Source organism: Microbulbifer sp. CNSA002 (assembly GCF_047324085.1).
GTDB lineage: Bacteria > Pseudomonadota > Gammaproteobacteria > Pseudomonadales > Cellvibrionaceae > Microbulbifer.
The window spans coordinates 4,870,132-4,894,137 of sequence record NZ_CP172449.1 but is presented as its reverse complement, the minus strand read 5'-3'; the positions used below and the strand labels follow the sequence as shown (position 1 = coordinate 4,894,137).

General features: G+C 46.7%; 17 protein-coding genes. 3 read left to right on the top strand and 14 right to left on the bottom strand.

Annotated elements, in window-relative coordinates:
• Positions 1 to 194: 194 nt before the first annotated feature.
• From pepN to ACG1BZ_RS21560, 6 genes are all read right to left on the bottom strand, one after another.
• On the bottom strand, positions 195 to 2,888 hold the full coding sequence (pepN, locus tag ACG1BZ_RS21585; protein ID WP_413663625.1) for an aminopeptidase N: 2,694 nt from the start codon (positions 2,886 to 2,888) through the stop codon (positions 195 to 197).
• A 139-nt stretch (positions 2,889 to 3,027) separates the two neighbouring features.
• On the bottom strand, positions 3,028 to 4,368 hold the full coding sequence (locus ACG1BZ_RS21580; protein ID WP_413663624.1) for an aspartate aminotransferase family protein: 1,341 nt from the start codon (positions 4,366 to 4,368) through the stop codon (positions 3,028 to 3,030).
• A gap of 233 nt (positions 4,369 to 4,601) precedes the next feature.
• Positions 4,602 to 5,165, bottom strand: coding sequence for a phosphoribosyltransferase (locus tag ACG1BZ_RS21575; protein WP_413663623.1), 564 nt, complete (start codon positions 5,163 to 5,165; stop codon positions 4,602 to 4,604).
• Positions 5,166 to 5,176: 11 nt separating this feature from the next.
• Positions 5,177 to 6,538 carry an NCS2 family permease gene (locus tag ACG1BZ_RS21570; protein ID WP_413663622.1) on the bottom strand — a complete coding sequence of 454 codons (1,362 nt, stop codon included), beginning with the start codon at positions 6,536 to 6,538 and terminating at the stop codon, positions 5,177 to 5,179.
• A gap of 1 nt (position 6,539) precedes the next feature.
• On the bottom strand, positions 6,540 to 7,313 hold the full coding sequence (locus ACG1BZ_RS21565) for an outer membrane protein OmpK (RefSeq protein ID WP_413663621.1): 774 nt from the start codon (positions 7,311 to 7,313) through the stop codon (positions 6,540 to 6,542).
• A 762-nt stretch (positions 7,314 to 8,075) separates the two neighbouring features.
• Positions 8,076 to 9,683 carry an ABC-F family ATPase gene (locus tag ACG1BZ_RS21560; protein WP_413663620.1) on the bottom strand — a complete coding sequence of 536 codons (1,608 nt, stop codon included), beginning with the start codon at positions 9,681 to 9,683 and terminating at the stop codon, positions 8,076 to 8,078.
• A gap of 502 nt (positions 9,684 to 10,185) precedes the next feature.
• Here ACG1BZ_RS21560 and ACG1BZ_RS21555 point away from each other — a divergent pair.
• Complete coding sequence (locus ACG1BZ_RS21555) at positions 10,186 to 10,602, top strand: VOC family protein (protein ID WP_413663619.1); 417 nt, start codon at positions 10,186 to 10,188, stop codon at positions 10,600 to 10,602.
• 75 nt (positions 10,603 to 10,677) lie between these two features.
• On the opposite strand, the gene ACG1BZ_RS21550 is transcribed toward ACG1BZ_RS21555, so the two are convergent.
• From ACG1BZ_RS21550 to ACG1BZ_RS21535, 4 genes are all read right to left on the bottom strand, one after another.
• Positions 10,678 to 11,598: a DMT family transporter gene (locus ACG1BZ_RS21550; protein WP_413663618.1), complete on the bottom strand. Its 921-nt coding sequence runs from the start codon at positions 11,596 to 11,598 to the stop codon at positions 10,678 to 10,680.
• Positions 11,595 to 12,185: a cysteine hydrolase family protein gene (locus tag ACG1BZ_RS21545; protein ID WP_413663617.1), complete on the bottom strand. Its 591-nt coding sequence runs from the start codon at positions 12,183 to 12,185 to the stop codon at positions 11,595 to 11,597. The genes ACG1BZ_RS21550 and ACG1BZ_RS21545 overlap by 4 nt, the downstream gene beginning before the upstream one ends.
• A gap of 87 nt (positions 12,186 to 12,272) precedes the next feature.
• Positions 12,273 to 13,799, bottom strand: coding sequence for a cryptochrome/photolyase family protein (locus tag ACG1BZ_RS21540; protein WP_413663616.1), 1,527 nt, complete (start codon positions 13,797 to 13,799; stop codon positions 12,273 to 12,275).
• A 32-nt stretch (positions 13,800 to 13,831) separates the two neighbouring features.
• Entirely contained in the window at positions 13,832 to 15,391 is a 1,560-nt protein-coding gene (locus ACG1BZ_RS21535; protein ID WP_413663615.1) for an ABC-F family ATP-binding cassette domain-containing protein, read from the bottom strand.
• Between the two features lie 568 nt (positions 15,392 to 15,959).
• Between ACG1BZ_RS21535 and ACG1BZ_RS21530 the strand changes: the two genes are divergently transcribed.
• Complete coding sequence (locus ACG1BZ_RS21530; protein ID WP_413663614.1) at positions 15,960 to 16,415, top strand: glycine-rich domain-containing protein; 456 nt, start codon at positions 15,960 to 15,962, stop codon at positions 16,413 to 16,415.
• Between the two features lie 39 nt (positions 16,416 to 16,454).
• On the opposite strand, the gene ACG1BZ_RS21525 is transcribed toward ACG1BZ_RS21530, so the two are convergent.
• The 4 genes from ACG1BZ_RS21525 to ACG1BZ_RS21510 form a co-directional block, all read right to left on the bottom strand.
• A complete protein-coding gene (locus ACG1BZ_RS21525) occupies positions 16,455 to 17,651 on the bottom strand; it encodes a CaiB/BaiF CoA transferase family protein (protein WP_413663613.1) in 1,197 nt (398 codons plus the stop codon).
• Between the two features lie 53 nt (positions 17,652 to 17,704).
• Complete coding sequence (locus ACG1BZ_RS21520; protein WP_413663612.1) at positions 17,705 to 18,853, bottom strand: acyl-CoA dehydrogenase family protein; 1,149 nt, start codon at positions 18,851 to 18,853, stop codon at positions 17,705 to 17,707.
• A gap of 105 nt (positions 18,854 to 18,958) precedes the next feature.
• Positions 18,959 to 21,115, bottom strand: a complete 2,157-nt coding sequence (locus tag ACG1BZ_RS21515) for a 3-hydroxyacyl-CoA dehydrogenase NAD-binding domain-containing protein (protein WP_413663611.1) — start codon at positions 21,113 to 21,115, stop codon at positions 18,959 to 18,961.
• Between the two features lie 10 nt (positions 21,116 to 21,125).
• Positions 21,126 to 22,334, bottom strand: a complete 1,209-nt coding sequence (locus ACG1BZ_RS21510) for an acetyl-CoA C-acetyltransferase (protein WP_413663610.1) — start codon at positions 22,332 to 22,334, stop codon at positions 21,126 to 21,128.
• A 385-nt stretch (positions 22,335 to 22,719) separates the two neighbouring features.
• On the opposite strand from ACG1BZ_RS21510, the gene ACG1BZ_RS21505 reads away from it, so the two are divergent.
• Positions 22,720 to 23,964: an OmpA family protein gene (locus tag ACG1BZ_RS21505; RefSeq protein WP_413663609.1), complete on the top strand. Its 1,245-nt coding sequence runs from the start codon at positions 22,720 to 22,722 to the stop codon at positions 23,962 to 23,964.
• The last annotated feature ends 42 nt before the right edge of the window (positions 23,965 to 24,006 follow it).

The window sequence follows — 24,006 nt, the reverse complement described above, 5'->3', positions numbered from 1 at the left end:
AACAAGATTTTTAGAGAAGGATAAGTATAAGTTGGCTGGTGCAATAGATATGCTTTATTAGGGGGCATTGAGATAAAATATATCATTTTTTGCACCGTTTTATTACGCGCAATACCCAGCCAAAAGCCTGGTAAGGGAAACTAAGGGCTGGATATTGCCCTTAGTTCAATATTAATAGCTAGTTTAAAGAAGATTTAAAGTAATCGCTTCCCGATATTGATACAGCGTTCTCCGGAGTAGCGATGATTTTTTAGTGCCTTTACCAATATGGGCTTAAGTTGTGGTTTTTCTTTTAGTGACTTAGTAATCTCATTTACATTTTCTCTAGAGCACATTAGCGGTAGGGCGTAAGCATAAGCAGTAAGCAATTCCTGAGATTCATCCTCATTGACCTGAGCCAGTGAATCAAAAATGGGTTGACCGTGAATGTTAAATAGCTCTATTTGCTCTGGTGCAAAAAGGGACTCTGTAATTTTTCGAATTTCGCTTAACTTGAATTTTTCTCGATTAGATATAAGGTTAGCTACCCACTTTGATTTGTTTTCGGGTTGGGGGCGAATAACTTCAGCAGATAGTGCGTTGAGTTTAGATCTGTCGGAGTTATCTTTTTCCAATTCTCTTGTGATTGCCTGCTCATAATCTGAGAACAGATAACGATTCTGCAACTTGATAAGTTTCCAGCGCATATCAGGATCGAGTTCCAGTCCTTTAATGGCAAACTCTCCCATTAATAGGTCTCTAGCATGACTTAATGCTGGAGTGGAGTGGGCGATATTGGTAAAAACACCAAACCAGACTTTTTGTTGATCACTACCTTCAGCCGCCTCTAGTAGTTGACCCCAGACAAAGCTCTCAACGGTCTGAGTAAGTTCGTTACGGCGCTTTGTGCTTAGGGGGATTTGAGTCAGAAAATCGTAAGTGAATTCAATATATCTGGCATTCAAACGAATAATATTGATGTCCTTTTCGTCGGCGCCATTATTCACTATAAAACTAATATACTCATCCAGAGGCAGTTTTGCGTCATAGGTGCTATCAAATAGGCTTTGCCAGAACATTAGTCGTGCAAACGGTTCTTCAATATCATTGATATGCTGAGCCATATTCTTGATGGTAACTTCATCCAGATTTACCTTCACATAGGCCCAATCTTCTTCATTGGGGTATAGCCCCTCTGGGCAGGGTAGCCCCACGGCTTCTTTTACTTCGGTTCTGGCACCACTATAAAGCACTGGAAGGGTTGCAACCCGTTTCATACTTCCAGCTTTCATTTGGTAAACCCCCAGCTGTGTGCGCTGTTCCCTTAATATCGGATATTCCTCTGGTGCTGTTTGCTGAATTACCAGATGATTGATTTGGTCATCATCGCACTGGAAGCTGGCTTCAATTGTGTTGAGGCCGGCCTGGTAAAGCCACTGTTGCTGCCAGGAATTAAGATCTTTATCCGCAGCTTTGCCCAGGTGGTTGATAAAGTCATTGAGGGTTGAATTGTCATAAGACAAAGCCTTTAAGTAATTACTGACGCCTTTGCGAAATTCTTCTTTGCCCAAATAGTAGGGCAATTGCTTGAGTACTGAGCCGCCTTTGCCATAAGTAATTCCATCAAAATTGGCAAAGGCTTCATCAGTATTGTTAACTGGAAGTTGGATAGCGTGGGTAGTGGGGCGTTGATCAGTGTGGTAAGCCCATTGCTTGGCGCCTAAATAATAGTTCTCCCAGGCTGTAGTGAATTCGCTATTTTCGGCTAGAGCCAGATTGGCCATGTAAGTGGCAAAGCTCTCATTGAGCCAGAGGTCATCCCACCAATTCATGGTGACCAAATTACCAAACCATTGATGGGCCAGCTCATGGGCAATAACATTGGCGAGGCGCATCCGCTGGGCCTGGGTCTTTTTTCCTCGGGATATGTAAGAATCGTTAAATGTTACAGCCCCAACATTTTCCATAGCGCCGGCGTTAAAATCAGGAACTAGTATTTGATCATATTTTTTAAATGGATAATCAATTTCAAAGTAGGGCTGAAAGAATTCAAAGGATTGTTTGGTGAAGGTAAACCAGTCTTCTGTTTTTACGTAATTTGCCAGGCTCTGTCTTGCCATTAAGCGAAGGGGGATATCTCCTGCCGTGTCTTCCCAGATGTGGTAAGGACCTGCATGTAAAGAGAATATGTAAGATGAAAATTTCTTGGTTTGAGGGAAAAACCAGTGGTTCGATTTTCTTTTCTCTTCTACTCTCTCCTCTCTTTCCGCGCTAACTACTACCCAGTCTTTTGGAGCCTTTACATCCAGGGTGTAACGCGCTTTCAAATTGGGTTGGTCAAAATGTGGGAATAGGCGATTGGCATCATAAGGTTCAAAGTCCGTATATAAATAGACCTTTTCGTCTTTGGGGTCTTTAAAGCGATGTAATCCTGAGCCATTGTTAGAGTACGGGTGTTGATAATTCACCGTAATCGTGTGGGATATTTCTGGTAGATTTTGATAATCAATAGAAATAAAGTAGTTGTTGTACTCAAATGGAACAGATCTTCCATCGACCTGGATTGAATCAACCGCACCACCGGAAAAATCGATAGTGAGCGGCTGTTCGAGTATTTTTCCAAAATTGATATCTGCGTGCACAATTCCGGAGAAGTTCTTAGCTTGACTATCCAGATTGATGCTCAGCCGATAGTCCACTTCAGCAATTTGCTGACGACGAATGTCAGCATAAGATTCTGAAAGTCCTGGGGCTGTGGTTCTAATAGGAGATGAAATTTTCTTTGCTGGTAAGTTTATTTCTTGCTTAGTAGTTCTTTGCTCACAGGAACTTAATAAAATACCACATAGAATCGCTATAACCACTTTGTACTTTAGTAATACATTTGTAAGGCGAATATATTTGTTCATGGCGCTATTTTTAATATAGAGTTATTGAATTACTATTTGCGATTTACTTTGTATCATTAAAGATAGCTAGGCGGCGATATAAATTTTCCGTATCAGTAGGGGGAATCTTTTATACAGAGTGAGAAGGGGTAGGTTCTGGCTACTGGCCGTTTGCGACCTCAGTGATTGATTCCGCTAATGCGTTGATAACTCCGTCAATCTCCTCTGCCTGTGCTATAAATGGGACGCCGATTTGCAATGTGTCGCCGCCGTAGCGAATATAAAAGCCTTTTTCCCACATCTTCATAGCAATTAAGTAAGGCCTGAGTAATGGCTCATCTGGAGCTGATTCGATTGTCAGGCCTGCGGCAAGTCCACAATTACGAATATCTTCTATTAACGGTAATCCATTGAGTTGATGGATATGGTCTTCCAGGATATGGGCAAGCTCCGCAGATCTCTCAAATAAATTTTCTTTCTTTAAAATATCCAGTGTCGCCAATGCCGCTGCGCAGGCTAGTGGGTGCCCAGAGTAGGTATAGCCGTGGGGAAGCTCCAGTTGGTATTGAGGCCCTCCATTTTCCATGAATATCTCGTAGATATCTTGACGCACAGCCACAGCGCCCATGGGAACAGCGCCATTTGTAAGCTGTTTGGCTGTATTGAGCATATCCGGGGTCACTCCAAAAAACTCTGCTCCGGTGGCTTTCCCCATGCGTCCGAAAGCGGTAATGACTTCATCAAATATCAACAATATGTCGTATTGAGTACATATTTCCCTAAGGCGATGGAGATAGCCTTTTGGTGGGGGCAATACTCCCGCAGACCCCGCTACGGGCTCGACAATAACAGCGGCAATGTTTTCAGAACCGTGCAGTTTGATAAGTTCCAGCAACTCGTCTGCCAGGAAACTTCCCTGTTCAGGCTGTCCTTTAGCAAAGCGGTTATGGGGTAAAAGGGTGTGGCGAAGGTGGTCAGAATCTAAAGATGAGCCAAAGATTGCTCGATTAGCGCTAATACCCCCCACACTAAGACCGCCAAAATTAACTCCGTGATAGCCTTTCACGCGTCCGATAAATTTTGTTTTCCCTGGAGCGCCCATCTTCTGCCAGTAGGCTCTAGCTATTTTTAGAGAGGTTTCTGCGGATTCAGAGCCGGAGTTTGTAAAGAAAATACGATTGAGCCCCATGGGCATCATCTGGCTGACACGCTCCGCTAGTTGGAAGGCTCCCGGGTGGCCATATTGGAAAGCGGGGGCATAATCCAGAAGGGCTGCTTGTCGGGTAATGGAGTCAATTATCTCCGGGCGGTTGTGTCCAGCACCACAGGTCCATAAGCCAGAGAGACTATCGAATATGGGGCGGCCATCAGCACTACGGTAATAGCAGCCGTCGGCTGAGGTAATAATACGGGGATCTCTTTTGAATTGACGATTCCCGGTAAAAGGCATCCAGTAAGCATCGAGCTGCGATTTACTAAGTCCCGCTGATTTGTCGTTCATTTTTATTTTCCGACATTTGGCCTTATCGCATTAATTTTGGACCAACTTTTCTACTTTATAAATTGATTCTCACTAACTTTAGTTTCATAAGTGGGGTTTATTAATAGAGTATTGAAGTATTGCCTATGGCAGGAGTTGAGTACCGGGGGAGGGTTTGCCGGAATGGCCTAAGGGAGAGAGGGAGATGAGAGGAGAAGAGAACCGGGGGCATTAGCCCCCGGTAATATTGCTGATTAAACAGCAGTGGCGATTCTGTCCACATAGGGGGCGAGTTCTGGTTTGTTCTCCAGAATCTCCTGCCGGGACAGACCGTCGATCTCGTGGGGGAATACCAACCACTCTTCGGTCTTGTGGATAAAGTAATCCGGCTCGCGCTTGGCCTTGTTGTTCTTCGGCTTGTAGTAAGGGGTCGCGATACGAATCTCCGGCGTGTTCTTCTTACAGGCAGCGCGTAGGTCTTCGATAGTTTGCTCAATACTCAGGCCAGAGTCGTGCACATCGTCCACGATCAACAGGGAGTCGTGGGACTCCAGGCGCTTGATCAGGTAGTTAAGGCCGTGCACACGCACTTTCTTATCACGCTCACCGATACCGAGATAGGAGGAAGTGCGGATAGCGATATGGTCTGCATCCACTCCCATCACGTGCAGCAGCTCTTGTACAGCGATGCCCACAGGAGCGCCACCGCGCCAAACACCGACAATATAGTTTGGGCGAAAGCCGTCCTTATAGATTTGCTCGGCGAGAGCATAAGAGTCTATCAGGAGCTGCTGTGCGCTAATAAAGTGCTTTTTCATCAATGTACCCCTCAGAAAAAGGCAAACTTGGCAACAAAGAGTGCCGCTAACACGTAGACACTGATGCTGACGTCTTTGCTACGTCCGCTCAGCGTTTTAATAACTGCGTAGGAAATAAAGCCCAGGGCGATTCCGTGCGCGATCGAGAACGACAAAGGCATCATCACTGCGGCGATTACTGCCGGTGCGGCCTCGGTAATGTCATCCCAATCAATAGATGACATACCGGAAGTCATCAGGACGCCAACATACAGCAGAGCACCTGCGGTTGCATAGGCCGGAATCATACCGATTAGGGGCGAGAAGAAGGTCGCTAACAGGAATAGCCCGGCGCAAACCACAGCAGTCAGGCCTGTGCGACCACCGGCGGTAATTCCCGCAGTACTCTCTACATAACAGGTAGTAGTTGAGGAGCCCAGCACAGAACCAACAACAGATGCGGAACTGTCGGCCATCAGGGCCTTGCCCATTCCAGGCAACTTGCCATCTTTATCCAGCAGTTTGGCGCGATCAGAAACGCTTAACAGGGTGCCTGCGGTGTCGAACAGGTCGACAAACAGGAAGGCAAAGATCACGCTGATCATGCCAACTTCGAAGGCGCCAGCAATATCCAGCTCCAGGTAAGTTGGTGCCAGGCTGGGAGGTGCGGATACCAGACCGGTGAACTCTACCTTACCAATTGCCAGGGCGATGACGGTTACCGCAAGGATACCGATCATCACTGAGCCCAGCATACGGCGGTAGGACAGCGCCACAATAATAAAGAAGCCCAGTGCTGCCAGGATCGCCTCAATTGACTTGAGGTCGCCCAGGGTTACCAGGGTAGCGGGGCTGGCTACAACGATACCGGCACTCTTCAGGGCAATGATCGCCAGGAACAGGCCGATACCCGCTGCCAGGGATTGTCGCAGGGAGAGGGGAATACTATCGATAATCCACTCTCGCAGCTTGAAGATACTGAGCAGCAGGAAGATTACCCCTGATATAAACACCGCACCCAGGGCTACTTGCCAGCTGTAGCCCATTTCACCGACGACAACGTAGGCGAAGAAGGCATTGAGGCCCATACCTGGCGCCAATGCGATGGGGTAGTTGGCGTAGAGCCCCATAATCAGGCAGCCAATAGCGGCTGCAAGACAGGTCGCCATAAACACAGCGCCCTTATCCATACCTGCTGCAGCCAGGATATTGGGGTTCACAAAAATGATGTAGGCCATCGTCAGGAATGTGGTAACGCCGGCAATCACTTCCCGGCGAACATTCGTCTGGCGCTCTGAGAGCTTGAACAACTTCTCCAGGAATGAGGCATTGCCTCCCACCTGCGGGATGTCGGACCCTGGGGTCGCCGATGTTTGGATATCAGTGGGTTTCATATCAGAAGTGGTACTTTACTAGCAGGTTAACGTTGCGTTCGTCGAAATCGACACCGACAATTCCGAACTTGTCGTTCCAGTGTACGTACTCAATACCCGCGTACAGGGTCTTGGGTTCACCCCAAGAGGCGCCGGCATCCCATTTCAGCTGGGAGGTAAAGTTTGTGCTTGGATTGGCATCTTCAGAAGCGCTGGTCCAATCGATAAACCCGTCGTAGACAAAGCTGGCATCACCCAGGGTAAAAGGCATGGCCCAAACCAGGGTCAGCTGCTCGTTGCTGGCCTTGTCATCATTATCGCGGTGGTAAAAATTCGCCTGTACAAAGGAAAAGCCGGGTACCGCGAGATCAAAGCCCACACCTGTCAGGTAATTGGTGAAGTGAGGGCCTGTGGCCGTCAGGTGATCCGGGTCATCCATATTGCCTATCTCCACAGTTGTGGCGACAAGCACATCGGTAACCGGTCCGAAAGCCAGCTCACTGCCGCTGAGCTTGCCTAAGCTCAGGCGGGGAGAAATCTCACTATACAGCTCATTGGAGCCATCTTCCGAGTCCAGGTAGTCGGCAAAAATAAAGAGGTCACCCCAGCTGTGGCCACTGGCGTGCTCGAAAGTTACTACGGATCTCTCAGAGTCATCCGTGTTCTTGCTGTAGTCGACTTTGTAATCGTGGCCGTAAAGAAGGCTCAGGCTGTTGTCACTCCAGGTCATCTCAGCTTGGGCAGCTACGGACAACAGGCTAGAGGCCAGCAGTAGCAGGGGCTTGGTTGGTTTCATTCTATTACCTCTGTTACAGCGACAGGCGAATTTCGCACTGGCGGCCGATGAGAAAATCGGCAGTTGGTTAAAAAATAGTCGCGGAATGTACCAGAACTTAACCCCTGTTTTCCAGTGTTTTTTCTCGGCATTTACGCTTTTTTCCTAGCTTTTTAAGTAACTCTGCACCAAAAAATCACGCTTGGGGAAAACGAGATACTCATTTATTGGTTAGCGATGGGCCGGTGTAGCAAAAAAGTATTGTTTAATTGGTTTGATAGTAGGGAATCGCTACATTGCAGGGGCAAATTAGGTAAATAGTCCAGAAAGTCGGCATCTGCTCCCCAGTGGTGCTTGCACAGGCAACATGAATACTTTTGGTGCTTTTAGGGTTCGCGATAATAGATGTTGTTTAACTTTGATGACACTGGAAGTCATCCGCTTGGTAGCAGAATAAGGATGGTTGAAATGTATCTTCTGAGCGCTTTCCTTATATAGGCAGGCATCGGCCTGAGGTCGATGATGATGGTTGGAAAAAGTAAATCGACTTTTAACCTGTATAAAAATTATTTGGCTGTTTGGTTTTTTTACTAATTCGTAGGAAATTGGCCCAGGAAGGAATCTGGATGGATTGCAGTAGCGGGGGGCGACTTTAGGGGGGCTCAGGTGATGCCTACCGAGCCCCGTATTATCTGGTGGTGATTGGTTACACTTTCCAGCTTTTGAGACCTGGGGCGAGTATTGTTATCGCCCCAGTATGTCTTTTCCGGTTCGAGTTTGGAATCAGGCTACCTGTTGTTCTGTACCTGACTGGTGCGCCAGGTATTCCTCGTAAGTGCCTTGAAAATCAATCAGTGCTTGATCTTTGATTTCAATAACTCGGGTTGCCAGGGATGAGACAAACTGACGATCGTGACTCACAAAAATAAGTGTGCCCTCATATTTCTCCAGTGCCTTGTTCAGGGCTTCGATGGCTTCCATGTCCAAGTGGTTGGTTGGCTCATCCATGATGAGCACATTGGTGTCCATCATCATTAGCTTGCCAAATAGCAGGCGATTTTTCTCGCCGCCAGAGCAGACCTTTGCCTTTTTATTGGCATCATCTGCGGTAAATAATAGTCGGCCCAGAATACCCCGCACAGCCAGATCATCGTGCTTGGGGGTGCGCCACTGGGACATCCACTCAAATATCGTCAGGTCACCATCAAAATCTGCACTGCTGTCTTGCGGACAGTAGCCGATAGCGGCATTTTCTGACCACTTGACGACTCCGCTGTTTGCTTGGATCTCATTGACAAGACAGCGCAGGAAGGTTGTTTTACCAACGCCGTTCTCACCGATAATTGCTAGGCGCGCACCGGCTTCCAGCAGCATTTCGCCACCTTGAAATAGCGTTTCACTGTCAAAACCATGGGTAAGCCCCTCAAGAGTCAGCGCCTGACGGTGCAATTTTTTACACTGGTTAAACGTAATATAAGGGCTGACCCGACTGGAGGGTTTGATTTCGTCCAGCTTGATTTTTTCCATCTTCTTCGCGCGGGAGCTGGCCTGCTTGGCTTTGGATGCATTGGCAGAAAAGCGGTTCACAAAGCTCTGTAGCTCGTCCAGTTCGGCACTTTTCTTGGCATTCTCTGCGTGAAGTTGTTCTTGTATTAGCGTGGAGGCCGCAACAAAGTCCTCATAATTGCCGGGGAAAACCCGCAATTCACCATAATCTATGTCGGCCATATGGGTGCAGACAGAGTTCAGGAAGTGGCGATCGTGGGAAATGATGACCATTGTGCTTTTGCGTTGATTCAGTATATCTGCCAACCACTTGATGGTGTGGATGTCCAGGTTATTGGTCGGCTCATCCAACAATAAAATATCCGGGTCGGCAAATAGCGCTTGGGCGAGTAATACACGCAATTTCCAGCCGGGAGCTACCTGTTTCATCAGGCCAAAATGTAGGGATTCGTCGATGCCAGCTTCAAGCAGGATTTCTCCCGCACGGCTCTCTGCACTATAGCCATCCAGCTCAGCAAATTGGACTTCAAGCTCGGCTACGCGCATGCCGTCTTCTTCGCTCATTTCCGGTAGCGAGTATATGCGGTCACGTTCCTGCTTAATTTCCCACAGGCGGACATCTCCCATGATGACCGCATCGACGACGGTGTACTCTTCAAATGCAAACTGGTCTTGGCTCAAAGTACCCATGGTGCATCCAGGCTCAATGGATACGTTGCCGGCCGAGGGCGCCAAGGCACCACTCAGGATCTTCATAAAGGTTGACTTTCCACATCCATTGGCCCCGATAAGGCCATATCGGTTGCCATTGCCGAACTTTACAGAAATGTTTTCAAACAGTGGTTGGGCACCAAACTGCATGGTGATATTCGCGGTGGAGATCAAGAGAGTATTCCTGAGGATTACAAATGGGCTCTGGTAAGCCAGTTTCGCCAAAATAGGAGGCGTGATGTGGGGGCCGCACTATAAGGATTTGGCGCTGAAGTGTCGAGGAGTACGTTCAATAACTAAGCAGTTTCTCCGCGGGTTCGATATTAGAGATTGAAATATATATGTTAAAGTATACTCCTAGGCTAGGAGGATATTCCATTTCGGGGCGGGGTGCGATGATATGCATCTGTATACTCCCTGAGTTCGGGCTCTTTAGCTAAAGCTATGGGCCCTAATATTAGGAATATTCCCGGTATAAGTTGCCAGCGCGTAAAGCGGCCACTTTTATTTAAATAATTAACGGGATCACTTGATCCTATTTGTATCCTTTGGGTGGCTCCGACGGCAAAGTAAATGTTAATGCAGTTAGGGGGGAGGGTTGAAGGGCTAATGACTAGCAGATGTCAGTCAATCAATTTTTGATCTCTATGAGGAGCTAGCAAAGGCTGGAGGCTATATGAAATCGAATTGTTTGCACCTTGCGATTCCGGCAGGGGACCTGGAAACCGCCAAGAAATTCTATTGCGATGTTTTAGGCTGCAAGACCGGCAACAGTGAAGAAGGTCGCTGGGTAGATATCGACTTTTGGGGTAACGAACTCACCCTGCACCAGAGTGAGGAGAAGCTCCCCAATGTTCGCCACAAGGTGGATATGGGAGAAGTGGCTGTTCCTCATTTTGGCATTCACCTGCCGGAAGATGAGTTTCAGGCACTGAAAGGCCGTATCGAAGCTACCGGGTTGGAATACCTGGACAAGCCCTACCGTCGCTTTGTCGGCAATGAATACGAACAGGAAACTTTCTTTATCGAAGATCCAAATGGCAACGTTCTGGAAATGAAAACGATGGTTAATCCTGAACTGATGTTCAAGTAATCGTCTGGGCCCTGCAGATAATTGAATCTGTGGGGCTGAGTTTCTCCCGCTATTCCCTGTCCTCGCTTATCCTTGCTAAGAATGAGATGCCTTAATCTGGGGTTGAGTTCTGATTGCCTGAATAATACCTCCGATAACTATCAGTAAGCTGCCGGCATAAGTATTCCAGGTTGGGAGTGTGCTATAAACAAACCAATCCAATATGCCGGAGAAAATCAGGCTTGTATATAAATAGGGAGATAGGCTGGCAGGCCTGTTTACCCGACGATAGGCTTTAGTGCGCAAGGATTGATTACTGATTGTCGCCAGGCTAAAAGCAATAATCACAATCACAAAACTTACCGAGTCTGATAGAGATACCGCGACTTTCGTAAGCTCCCCAAGATTTCCTTCAATCAATAAAATGGCAAGCATATAGAGGCTGGATAGGCCGAACATCTTGGTGGTTGAGGATATCGTATTTTGCTTCTTTGAAGAGTGGTGCATTACAAACTGTGAACAAGCTCCAAAGAAGCCCGATAGCAGGCCCACTATCATATAGCTATCAAAGCCAGCAGTTGGCTTCAATATAAAAGCAACGCCGATAAAGCTGATTAAACAGGCCGCTACTGTCTTCTTTTTTATCGGATCCTTTTTGGCAAACCGGGTAATAAAAGGGAGAAATAAACCTGACGTTGAAAATAGAAGGGCGGCGACAAGTAGAGAGCCTTTGGACAAATAATAAAACAGGCAATACTGAGCGAGACAAGTGAATAACGCCCTTGCACCATCAATCCTGTCTATTCGATGAGTTACAGGGTTTTTATCGAAAACAATGAGGCAAATCCAAGTTAGGAGTAAAAATGGGGCAAAGAAACGAATAAAGACCACCAGTGATAAGGAGCTAAAGGTGGTTAGTTCTTTACCAAATAGCCCGGTTAGCGACATACAGCTGGCCGCCAGAATTGCGGTAATGACACTGAGGGCAAATTCTCTATTGGAAATGCGGGTACTCATGGTTTACTAACACCCTCACTAGCAATAATCTCATCGACAGTTTTTACACTGCCTATCTTCGTGAGGAAGTTCAGGCTATTCTGTTTATTGTATTCCGTGTCAGATTCACAGGCATCTGAGGCAATGAGTACTGAAAAATCTCTATCGTGAGCTTCCCTGGCTGTCAGTTCGACTGTATTTTGTGTTGATACCCCACAGAGAACAATCCTTTCTATATTGTTGCTAGCAATAAGTACTGGGAGTTCGGTCCCATAGAAGCCACTGACACGCCTCTTATAAATAGATATATCGCTATCAGTAATATTGAGTTCATCAACAAAAGCAGTGCCCCAGCTTTTCTGACGGAGGGCGCCTATATCTTTGATATAGCTGAAGAGGGGAGAGTTAGAGGAGAATTCCCTGTAGTCGGTGGAAAAAGCGACTCTGATATGGCAAATAAGATGATGTCTTGCTCTTCCCCACATAAGGAGTTTATTGGTGTTCTCAATAACTCTATTCTTATGGACTCTTGGGGCCGCTGCTGATATTTGTCCTTTTGGATGACAAATATCGTTGATAAAATCGAGGGTAATGATTGCAGTATTCATGACCAGAGTCTAATAAGGCGAGTATTGGCTTAGTTTAGTAATGATTAAGGAAGCCTTCGATAAAGGATTTTATGATCTATATAGAGATTACGATTTCTTTGTCATAAATTGCTTTGCCCTTTTTTTTATTGCTGTCACTTCACTCTTCTCAAGCTTATCCAAAAGGCTGAACATCATTGTCATTCTATGATTGCCCTCTAGCATTTTTCTTTTTTCAATTAAGAAATTCCAGTAGAGACTGTTAAATGGGCAGGCCTTCTCTCCAGTTCGTTGTTTGACGTCATAAATACAGTCGCTGCAATAGTTACTCATTTTGTTGATATAGGAGCCACTACTAATATAGGGCTTTGTTGCAACCAATCCACCATCGGCGAACTGGCTCATTCCCCGGGTATTAGGCATTTCAACCCACTGAATAGCATCTATGTAAATACCGAGATACCAACTTTCCACCTGGTCAGGGTCAGTTTGTGTTAATAGCGCAAAATTACCGGTAATCATAAGCCTTTGGATATGGTGAGCATAGGCATTTTCCAAGCTATTCCTGATGGTGTTGTGAAGGCAGTTCATGGTCGTTTTGGCATCCCAGAAAAAATCTGGCAAATTATTTTTATTCTTCAACTTATTCTGATGCTCATAACTGGGCATAGACATCCAGTAGACACCACGCATATATTCTCGCCAGCCCAATATTTGGCGTACAAAACCTTCAATCTGGTTAAGTCCTATTGAAATTTTTCCATCTTTCCAAGATTTTATCGCTGTATCGATAGCCTCTTTTGGAGATATGAGTTTACTATTTAGGGAGAAGCTAATTCGGCTGTGATAAAGAAAGGCTTCATCTGGATCCATTGCGTCCTGAAAATCGCCAAAATGAGCAAGTAGATGTTTACAAAAATGACGAAGTAGTTTTATAGATTCCTCCCTGCTGGTTGGCCATATAAAATTCTCTGGATCAATCTCTCCAATACTCTTAACTCCAGACTTTTTTATACGAGATAAAGTTGAAGTGACATTACTTGTTATTTTTCCCTGCTTGGGTTTGTCCAGCTTTCCATTCCATTTCTTTCTATTGCTTTGGTCGAAATTCCATTTTCCCCCTTCAGGTTTTTCATTATTCATCAGAATGTCATGCTTCTTCCGCATATAGTGGTAGAAGCTTTCCATAAGTAGCGATTTTTTCCCCTGGAAGAAGTCTGCCAGCTCTTTTCGGGTGGTTAAAAAGTGCTCAGTGTCGTAGGCTTGAAATTCTATTGATAGTCTCTTTTCTAGTTGTAGCAGCTGCTGATCTAGTCGGTACTCATCGGGAAGTTGGTACTCAAATTTTTCAATTTTGCGTTTTCTAATAATATCTTCGATATTTTTTGTAAGGTTTTGTTTGTTGTTTTTATCGTCTATTCGATAGTAGATGACATTGCAGCCCCTATTTTTAAGCCACTCTGAGAAAATCTGCATAGCTTCAAAAAAGGCAACAATTTTTTGGATGTGGTGAACAACGTAATCGGTCTCTTGGCGCATTTCAGCCATAAAGTAGATTTTATCCTCCTGGTTACCTCTAAACCAGGAGTGTTTTTGGTTCAATTGATCCCCTAATAGCAAGCGCAGCGTTTTCACATCTCACTTCCTTTATTTAGGTCTTAATATGCCTATAGATAGACCCTTCTATTCACTCCCACATTTTCTACAAAAGTAGAGTCATGGGAGATCAATAAAAATGTCCCGGGGTATTCTACCAGCGCAGTTTCCAGCGCTATACGCGACTCCAGATCCAAATGATTATCCGGTTCGTCCAGTAGTAGCAGGTCTGGTGCCTCAGTGCCACGAGTAGCGGCAAGTAAAGCAACCTTTAGTCGCTCCCCTCCACTTAAAGTATTGGTAGAGCGAAGTGCAGAATCACCTCGAATATTCATTGTGGCTAGGGCTGTGCGCCAGAAGTTGGTATCTTTATCAGAGTGCAGGCGGGATAAAGTTTCCAAGGCAGATAGATTTCCATTTAGTTGACTTAGGTTCTGATCCAGATAAAAACAGCTGCCAAAAGTTTTACACAAACCGCTGCGAGGTTTAACTCGACCAGCAATGATCTTTAGTAGCGTTGTCTTTCCGCTACCATTGGCGCCACAAATATGCCAGCGATCGCCACTGTGCATGGTAAGTGATATGGGATCACTCTGAATACCGTAGGGCAGTTTGAGATCCTCAACATGCAGACGAATACCGCCAGTTAGCCCTGTTTTACTAAGTTGCATATTGGGGAGCTTATGACTCTTATAGTCCTTTTGGCAACTTTCTAAGTCTAGCTTTAACTTTTGGTGCTGACGATCCAGGTTTCTAGTCAGCTTGCCTAAACTTTGCCCTGCACGATCTTTTTTCGCATCTAGTAGCGATTTACATTGAGAACCTTTTAATTTCTTACCCTGGTTTTTTCTGGTTGTAGTTTTTTCAGCAGAACTTTGCTTAAGTTTGTTTAGGCTTTTTATATTCTTTTTGGTACTTTCAATTTTCTTTTCTACAGACTGTCTCTGTATCTCTTTTTCTTTCTTGTAGTGTGAATAGTTACCACCATATGTGCGTAGTTTTCCTGAATCTAGTTCCACTATCGTGTCAGCTTGTTGGAGTAAGCTTCGATCATGACTGACCAATAGAATTCCGGCAGAATGGTTTCTAATTTTCTGCTGTAACCATTTTCTACCGTCTGAATCTAGGTGATTACTAGGCTCATCCAGTAGTAGGTAGTGTTTTTTATGAGAGAAGGCATTGATTAAAGCCAGTCGGACTCTTTCACCACCGCTAAGATTGCCGATAGGAGTGTCTAACGTGAGATTTATTCCGGTGCTGTATAAATGCTGTTGCCAAATTATAGGTAGCTCCCATGAATCTGAGACACGCATCAGATCTTCCTCACTCTGATTGCCAGATTCAATACGTGAAAAACAGTCATAGAGGCCCGTAGGGTCGAATATATCTACAATTCTCTTGTTGGAATTGCTGCTCACTTGATCCACTTTAAGATAGTCTGTATACCAAGTAATACTTCCCTGTTCAGGCTTTAGTTTCCCAATCAAAGCCTCTAAAAAAGTCGATTTTCCACTGCCATTATTTCCCACTAAGCCAGTAAATCCCGGAGGGAAGTCAAGATGGATCCCTTTAAATAGAGATTTCTCAGGGACGTTTAAGTAAAGATTTTTTATAGAACAAATGCTCTGCATTTCACCCTCCGGTAGTCGGAATGGGTGGCGCAATACCATGATCTTGAGAAAAAATTGTAGAGAATGGAGTACGCCACTTGCACGGGAATTGATGGCCTCTTAAGAAACCGGTTTATCTCCAGTGTGTGCAAGGCTTAATTCATTGGCGTAGATAGCTCCAAAAAGAAAAGTTGTTAAGTGTTAGATTAATAAAAATTCAAAAATACTTCAAGTCCCAACTTATAAGCGCTCACTTGGTACTCTCAACTCCTAAAATAGAGTGGTATAAGAGTGTTATTGATATTGCATTGAGATAAAGCATTTTTACGACTTGATTTAGAACAATAATTGTTTAAAAGTGGGGGTTACTATGGTAATTGAAGGTTTTATAGCAATTTGTCTATTGATCGTAAGTACTATGCTTTTTTCTTTTACCGAAAATCACGGCGGGAACGATTTTTAAGAGACTATCAATTCCATCCGTCTCTCAAACAAAGAGTGAAGAAAAAATACCCTCATCTCAGCAACAAGCAGCTGGGTATGGTACTTGATGGGTTGAGGGAATATTTGTCAAACGGCTGGTAGACAAATGATCGCTATGCCATCTCAAGTGCTTGATGTCGCTTGGCATGAATTTATATTAAGCACACAGGTGTATCGCAATTTTTGTAATAAAGCTTTTGGACACTTTCTGCACCACACACCCAATGAAGTTTTGCCAGATAAGGACATAGCTAGTGAGGGGATTAAGAGGATGTGGCGAATTGCTTGTGCTCGAAGTGGTATAAGTCCATCCAAGCCAAAGTCGTTACCTCTGGTTTTCTCAATTGATAAAAAGTTGGGGATTAAAGATGGATTTCATTATTCGCTAAACTGTCGATCGAGAAATAGTCCCGCTGCGGATCACTGTGCCAGTCATATTGGTTGTGCCGCGAGCTGTCAAGGCGGAACTTCCGGCAGTGCCTTCTCTGGTATTTGGGGTGGCGGCTCCTCTTCAGATTCTGGAAGCAGTTGTGGTGGGGGTTGTGGCGGGGGTGGCAGCTAGAGGCAGCTATCACTGCTCTAGCAACCTTGTTCAATGTGATTAATGAGTGACACCCTGAACTTCGCAAAACTCTTCAATTTCTTCAGCGCTAAAGCCGAGCTCACCCAGCACAGTGTGATTGTGCTCTCCCAGAGCTGCCCCTCGGTTAAATAAGGGGGGCTTTTGGCCGTTAAATCTAAAGGGTGTGTTGATCTGTTTAATGTCTCCATTCACAGAACAGATCATCTCTCTGGATTGGATAAGATCGCTATCAGCAGCTTCTGTAAAATTAAGTACGGGTTCAATACACGCATCAATATCCTGAAATATATCAATCCATTCTTTCTGGCTTTTTGTGGCAATAATTTCTGCAATATCTTTCTTAAGTGTTTCTTGTTGCCCGTCTTGGACAATGCGAGTCAGCCACTCCTTTCGACCTATCTTTGTAAAAAATTGCTCAGCAAATTGTGGCTCTAAACTTCCCACAGAAAGATAGCGGTTATCTGCCGTGCGATAGTAATCATAATAACTTCCACCGTTTAGCAGCTCGGATTCCAGCTTGGGATCGGTATTTAAAGCCAGTGCATTGGCCCCACTAATTGCGTTTAACGCGAAACTACAGTCCGTCATACTGATATCGATATAACTGCCTTCCCCGGTTCTCTGGCGATGATATACCGCAGCCAGTATCGACATAACCGCATGGTGTGAACCGCCGGCGATGTCTGCTATCTGTGTGCCGCTCAGGCAGGGGCCATGGTCACGGTTGCCGGAATAGCTGGCTAGGCCAGATAGTGCGAGATAATTGATATCGTGCCCGGCACGTTGCTTTAATGGTCCAGTCTGGCCATATCCGGTAATCGAACAGTAAATAATGTCTGCGCGCTGTTGGCTTAAGCTTTGGTGGCCAAGGCCCAGCCTATCCATTACTCCTGGGCGGAATTGCTCGATCACAATATCGTATTGCTGAAGCAACCGGTGAATCACCACTTGCGCCTTTGGATTTTTTAGATCGATCGCCAGGGAGCGTTTGTTGCGGTTAATGGTTGCGTGGGCGGCGGATAGGGAAGCCGTGTCATCGACTAAAGGCGGAAAGCCCCGTAGTAAATCTGGGCGTGTGGGAGACTCGATTCTTAGTACTTCTGCGCCTAAGTCCGCCAATAGCATAGTGGCATAGGGACCGGGAAGTAGGGTAGAAAAGTCGAGTACTTTTAGCCCCTCAAGAGGGGCGCAGTGATTCTTCGTTTGCTGTTTCACTTTTTATTTCATTATTTTAATTGAGAACAGAAATTTCAATTTAGCACTTTAATTTAGTCATCGCGCAGGAGGTCTCGGGAAATAATTAATTTCATAATTTCATTGGTTCCGGCATAAATACGTGCTACACGAGCATCGGCCCAAGACCGGGCGATGGGGTATTCCCACATATAGCCATAGCCGCCATGTAACTGAACACATTCATCCAAAAGTTTGCATTGGAAATCTGTACTCAATAACTTGGCTTTCGCTGCAGTTGCAACGTCGAGTTCCTTTTTATAGTGAAGCTCCAAGCAGCGATCGATAAATACTCGAAGAGCGGTCAACTCACTATCCAGCTCAGCCAGCTTGAATTGTGTATTTTGGAAGGCAGAGATGGGTTTGCCGAAAGCCTTGCGATCTCGTACGTAATCAATCGTCCATTGCAGGGCTGCTTCTGCATTAGCTATTGCATAAATTGCCACACTTAAACGCTCTTGAGGCAATTCTTGCATTAAATAAATAAATCCCTGTCCCTCTCCACCGAGAAGGTTTTCCGCAGGGACTTTGACATCATCAAAGAACAGCTCTGAAGTATCCTGGGCCTTCATGCCTATTTTTTCTAGGTTACTGCCTCTCTTGAATCCAGGGCTATCTGCTTCCACAAGCAGCAAACTGACTCCAGAGGCCCCCTCGTGAGGGTCGGTTTTGGCCACGACAATAACCAGGTCTGCTTGCTGTCCATTGGTAATGAAAATCTTGGAACCATTGAGCAGATAGTGATCCCCTTTGCGCACAGCTGTGGTTCTCACGCCTTGGAGATCCGATCCGGCACCAGGTTCGGACATGGCGATAGCGGTGATCATCTCACCACTAATGCATTTGGGTAGGTACTTTTTCTTCTGTTCTTCCGTACCGTAATTAATAATGTAGGGCACTGCAATATTAGAGTGCAGGCCCCAGCCAATACCGGAAAGTCCCGCTCGGGCTACCTCTTCATCAATAATGGAGTTGTAGCCATAGTCCAGCCCCAAGCCACCATACTTTTCGTCAACTTGCGGACACAGAAAGCCCATTTCTCCAGCTTTATTCCACAGTTTACGATCTACCTGACCATCTTTTTCCCACTGATGGTGGTAGGGTACAGCTTCATTTTCTAAAAATTTACGTAAAGTTTCTCGAAACTGTTCGTGATCTTCGTTGTAAACAGTTCTTGGTACCATCCTTACACCACCGCATTTTATTACTGAAAAATTGAACCAGTGTTTTGATTGGCGATGTAAACAGCGAGATTTTAAAAGCCTGTTTACATCGCTCAAACCCCTGGGTTAAGGGTTGTCTGCCAGAGCTTTTCCTGACTCTGCCAGATCCAGCAAAATTGCTGGCGGGGCAAATCGATCCCCATAGGCATCAGCCAGTTGCTGGGCGCGTTGGGTAAACGCTTTCAGGCCAAACTGGCTGATGTATTGCAATGCACCACCGGTCCAGGGTGGGAAGCCGATACCGAAGATAGAGCCAATATTGGCATCGCGTACGCTGCGTAGCACATCCTCTTGATAACAGCGAAGTGTCTCCAGAGCCATAATAAACAGCAGCCGTTCCTTCACATCTTCTATCGGCAGTGCCTTTTTGGCGGGAAATTCCTTCTCAAGGCCACTCCATAAGTGCTTTTTCCCGCCCTCAGGGTAAGTATAGAAGCCGCCACCTGCGGCCTTACCAGCGCGACCCACTTCAAGCATTCGGTCGATCACTCCGTCGGCGGGATGCGTGGGGGCGGGTTTACCCTCTTTTTGCAGGTCGTTGATGGTCTGCTGGCGTATACGGCTCATCAGCGTTAGGGAGACCTCGTCACTAACAGCTAGAGGGCCGACTGGGAAGCCAGCTAGGGCTGCGGCATTTTCAATGGTGGCGGGATTAACGCCTTCGCTAAGCATGCCGATACCTTCATTGGTAAAGCAGCCGAATACCCTTGAGGTGAAGAAGCCACGGCTGTCGTTAACAACGATAGGAGTCTTGCCAATCTGCAATACAAAGGCGAAGGCTTGGGCGAGAGTCTCATCACTGGTTTGCTCCCCACAGATAATTTCCACCAGTGGCATCTTGTCGGCAGGGGAGAAGAAATGTAGGCCGATAAATTGCTGGGGACGGTCGGAAGCTTGAGCGAGCCCAGTGATCGGCAGTGTCGAAGTATTGGAAGCAAATACTGCATTTTTCGGCAGCTGTGCTTCGGCTTCCTGGGTAACTTTACGCTTGAGTTCCCGGTCTTCGAAAACTGCTTCTATCACCAACTCACAATCAGCCAGGTCGGTATTGCTGTCTGTGGGCGTGATACGGGAGAGGATCTGATTGACCTTGTCCTCGGTAATGCGACCCCGCTGTAAGCGTTTTTGCAGGGATTTCTCTGCATATTGTTTGCCGGCTAAGGCACCTTCCATGGATACATCTTTTAATACGACATCAACACCTTTACTGGCACAGGCGTAGGCAATGGCTGAGCCCATCATGCCGGCGCCGAGTATGCCAATTTTTTGCATGGGCGACGTTTTATGATCGCGGGCGGCGGCGGGCAGCGATGCTCCGGCTTTGACTTCGTTGAGTGCAAACCAGAAAGTACCGATCATGTTTTTGGCAACCTGCCCGCAAGCGAGGCCTACAAAATGTCGGGACTCAATTCGCGTAGCAGTTTCGAAGTCGACCCTTGACCCTTCGACGACGGTTGCCATTATCGACTCTGGGGCCGGCAGACATCCCTTGGTTTTTTTCTCCAGCATTGCTGGGGCGATCATCAGTAACTGCGCATTTTTAGGATTCTTTGCGTCCCCTCCCGGCATCCGGTAATCCGGTTGATCCCAGGGCTGAGCAACAGGTTGCTCACTATTCTCTCGAATATAAGAGACAGCCTTCTCTAGTAATTCATTTTCACTGGTAACGAGCTGATGTACCAGACCGGCTTTGAGAGCCTGTTGCGGCCTCACCTGTTTTCCTTCCAGTAAGTAGGGTAGAGACTCCTGGATGCCTAAAAGGCGGGGCATACGTACACAGCCGCCACCACCAGGTAGTAAGCCTAATGTGACTTCAGGCAATCCCAGTTTTATTGCGGTGCTATCGATAACAATGCGCTGATGGCAGCTGAGGGCAATTTCCCAGCCACCGCCCAAAGCTGTGCCATTAATCGCAGCAACGACGGGTTTACCCTGGGTTTCCAGCCAGCGCAGGTTGGCTTTCATTGATTCGCAGGATTCGAAGAAAGGTTTAGCTTCTTCAATTTTTGCTGCAAATAAAGATTTGAGGTCGCCGCCGGCAAAAAAGGTATTTTTTGTGGAGCGAACAATAATTCCAGAAAATTCTTGCTGCTTAAGTTGCTCAACCGCTGCGCTCAGCGACTCGGTAAAATCCCGATCCATCACATTGGCTGAGGCATTGGGGTTGTCCATAATCAGGTGGACAATATTGTGATCGTCTTTTTCCAGGCGAATGGATTTCATAGTCTGCCCCCTAAACTCTTTCGATAATGGTTGCTACACCCATACCGCCGCCCACACATAGTGTGACCAGGCCGTAGCGAAGTTGCCGTTGTTCCAGCTCATCCAATACTGTGCCGATCAGCATTGCACCGGTCGCGCCGAGGGGGTGGCCCATAGCGATTGAGCCGCCGTTAACGTTGAGTTTTTGTGGGTCCACGTCCAACTCGTGTTGGAAACGCATCACCACTGCCGCGAAGGCTTCATTCACCTCAAAGAGGTCAATATCCTGCACCGTCAGGCCTGCGGCCTTTAGGGCTTTGCGAGTGGCGGGCGCGGGGCCTGTGAGCATGATAGTGGGCTCAGTGCCCACTACCGCAGCGGAGACAATACGGGCGCGGGGGCTGAGCCCCAGATCCCGCCCGGCCTGTTCACTGCCGATCAGTAGGGCGGCTGCGCCATCGACGATTCCTGAGGAATTTCCCGCAGTGTGAACATGGTTGATTGATTCGACCTGTGGGTAACGGGATATGGCAATGCTGTCGAAGCACAGGTCACCCATCCCGGCAAAGGACGGCTTGAGTTGTGCCAGGGCCTCTATGGACGCATCTGGGCGCACCAGCTGGTCGTGATCGAGTATTGTCAGGCCATTTTGGTCGCGTACGGGAATCACAGATTTTTCGAAAGCACCGCGCTTCCAGGCGGCTGCCGCTTTGTGCTGAGAGTCCAGCGCAAAGTTATCCACATCCTCGCGGGAAAATCCGCCGAGTGTAGCGATCAAGTCCGCGCCAATGCCCTGGGGTGCAAATCCAGTATCTATTGCTGTGCGTGGGTCCATCGCCCAAGCGCCGCCATCGCTGCCCATGGGCACCCGCGACATGGACTCTACACCTCCGGCCACTACCAGATGCTCCCACCCGGAGCGAACTTTGGTAGCGGCGAGATTGACCGCTTCGGCACCGGAGGCACAGAAGCGATTCAGAGTTACGCCACCGATATCCCAGTCCCAATTGGCAGCTAAAGCTGCAACTTTTGCGATATCGGCACCCTGATCTCCGATCGGTGTAACACAGCCCATAACGATGTCGTCCACTTTGGCAGTGTCGAATCTATTGCGGGTCTGTAATTCTTTCAGGAGATCTGAAAGCAGGGTGATAGGTTTGACTTCGTGAAGGGCACCGCTGGATTTGCCTCTGCCCCGCGGGGTGCGGATAGCATCGTAGATGTAGGCTTCGGTTGGCACGGTTTTAGCCTCTTTTTATTTTATGGTTTCGCTTATTACCATAGTGCGGTGCAGCTTGGGTTCAATGATAAAAATTGCCACGGGAGATGACTCAGCTTCCAGGTACTACCGAAAAATTCCTAGTCAAATATCTTTTTATTTATTCCAAATTAACCTAACCATGTGGAGGTACTGCCGTACACTCAAGTAAGGCGCCTAAATCTATTGAAATTTTGGCACGGTAAATTGGCACTTAAATTATCTTTGCGGCTGGAGGAATCCCATGTCAGGCAGGGTAATGGGTGATACAGGGCAGCTGAGAAAAATTTGAATGGGTAACACACAGGTGACCCCGGACAAATAAATGTACTTTGACGGTCCCTGAGGTGGTGAGCGAGGTTTGGCTATGGCGGATAATGTTTTGGATATGGCTACCGGCCAATTGGGCTCCGGGGGTATTGATGCGCTGACAAAGGCTTTGAATTTGCCGGCAGGGCAAGGTGAAGCTGCACTCTGCTCAGGTGTTGCTTACATACTGGCTGGTATGTTGAACAGGGCTAGTAGCAAGACGGGAATGGGTTATTTATTTAATTTAATTTCTGAAAGTGAAGCGCTGGATTTGTCTAAATTTGCCACCGCTATTTCCTCACCAGAAAAGTTGAAGTCAATTACAGACATCGGTGAGAAAATGCTGGAAAAAATTTTCAGCAGTCGTAAAAAAGAGGTCCTGGAAGTTGCAGCGAATAATTTGGGGAAAGAGGGCGGAGATCTATTGAGTGTATCCGCACCGATAGTTACTTCGTTGATGCAAAGCCAGGCCAAAGTTCAAAAAATGGATGTTTCCGACTTGGCTTCATTCCTGATTGGGCAGCGGGAGCATTTACAGGGGTATATACCGGATAACCTTCTCCAAGCAATCGACGTTCCAGATTTTGGGAAGCTGGGAGACGCTCTGGTTACCCATGGCCACGCCAAACCCCAGGAACCTCGGGCTACAGCAATTCAGGGGCCCGAAGAAAAACGTAAACCGGTTAGTTTCAGTAGCTGGTTTTTTCCTTTGCTGTTGGTACTTGTGGTTCTCTACGCATTGAATATGTGTATGTTGAAAGGGAAAAAGGAAAATTCAGAAAGTAATCCTTCCATGACTTCCCAGGAAGCGAGCTTTATGGAGTCCGCTTCACAGCCAGTAGGGGATTCCCCCCTTGAGAAAGCGGAAGAGGAAGCGCAACTGGGTCCCGATAACTTTTCCAGTAATTTGCGTGATTACCTCAAGAGCTTTTCAGACAATCCCGACCGGGAATTTCCCATGCGGGTGAACTTTGAAAAGGGAACCGCAAAAATCACCAACCCTGCAGCTGAGGATATCGATGCTCTGGCAAAAATCATGCAGGACAACCCCAACTTAACCATTGCGATTGAAGGGCATGTTAAAGGTGAGGGCAATGAAATTGCAGAGCAGGAAATTTCCCAAGAACGTGCGGATGTAGTGAAAGAGCTTCTACTGAAGAAGGGGATAGCGGCAAACCGTATCACTGCAACAGGAATGGGCTCGGCTAAGCCTGTAGCGGAAGATATGTCAGAGAAGAGGGACCAAAAAGCCCTCAATGTTGAGCGAGTTAGTATCCGGGTAGTGACAAACTCTCAGGAGTAGCCGGGATACGGGAATCCCTTTAAAGGATATTTGCCAAGGTGG

Excerpts from the sequence above, each read along its gene's own strand:
- ACG1BZ_RS21555 (WP_413663619.1), top strand. The coding sequence starts at position 10,186 with ATGAAATCGAATTGTTTGCACCTTGCGATTCCGGCAGGGGACCTGGAA.
- ACG1BZ_RS21535 (WP_413663615.1), bottom strand. The coding sequence starts at position 15,391 with ATGCAGAGCATTTGTTCTATAAAAAATCTTTACTTAAACGTCCCTGAG.
- ACG1BZ_RS21570 (WP_413663622.1), bottom strand. The coding sequence starts at position 6,538 with ATGAAACCCACTGATATCCAAACATCGGCGACCCCAGGGTCCGACATC.
- ACG1BZ_RS21505 (WP_413663609.1), top strand. The coding sequence starts at position 22,720 with ATGGCGGATAATGTTTTGGATATGGCTACCGGCCAATTGGGCTCCGGG.
- ACG1BZ_RS21530 (WP_413663614.1), top strand. The coding sequence starts at position 15,960 with ATGATCGCTATGCCATCTCAAGTGCTTGATGTCGCTTGGCATGAATTT.
- pepN (WP_413663625.1), bottom strand. The coding sequence starts at position 2,888 with ATGAACAAATATATTCGCCTTACAAATGTATTACTAAAGTACAAAGTG.
- ACG1BZ_RS21515 (WP_413663611.1), bottom strand. The coding sequence starts at position 21,115 with ATGAAATCCATTCGCCTGGAAAAAGACGATCACAATATTGTCCACCTG.
- ACG1BZ_RS21575 (WP_413663623.1), bottom strand. The coding sequence starts at position 5,165 with ATGAAAAAGCACTTTATTAGCGCACAGCAGCTCCTGATAGACTCTTAT.
- ACG1BZ_RS21580 (WP_413663624.1), bottom strand. The coding sequence starts at position 4,368 with ATGAACGACAAATCAGCGGGACTTAGTAAATCGCAGCTCGATGCTTAC.
- ACG1BZ_RS21545 (WP_413663617.1), bottom strand. The coding sequence starts at position 12,185 with ATGAATACTGCAATCATTACCCTCGATTTTATCAACGATATTTGTCAT.
- ACG1BZ_RS21550 (WP_413663618.1), bottom strand. The coding sequence starts at position 11,598 with ATGAGTACCCGCATTTCCAATAGAGAATTTGCCCTCAGTGTCATTACC.
- ACG1BZ_RS21565 (WP_413663621.1), bottom strand. The coding sequence starts at position 7,313 with ATGAAACCAACCAAGCCCCTGCTACTGCTGGCCTCTAGCCTGTTGTCC.
- ACG1BZ_RS21520 (WP_413663612.1), bottom strand. The coding sequence starts at position 18,853 with ATGGTACCAAGAACTGTTTACAACGAAGATCACGAACAGTTTCGAGAA.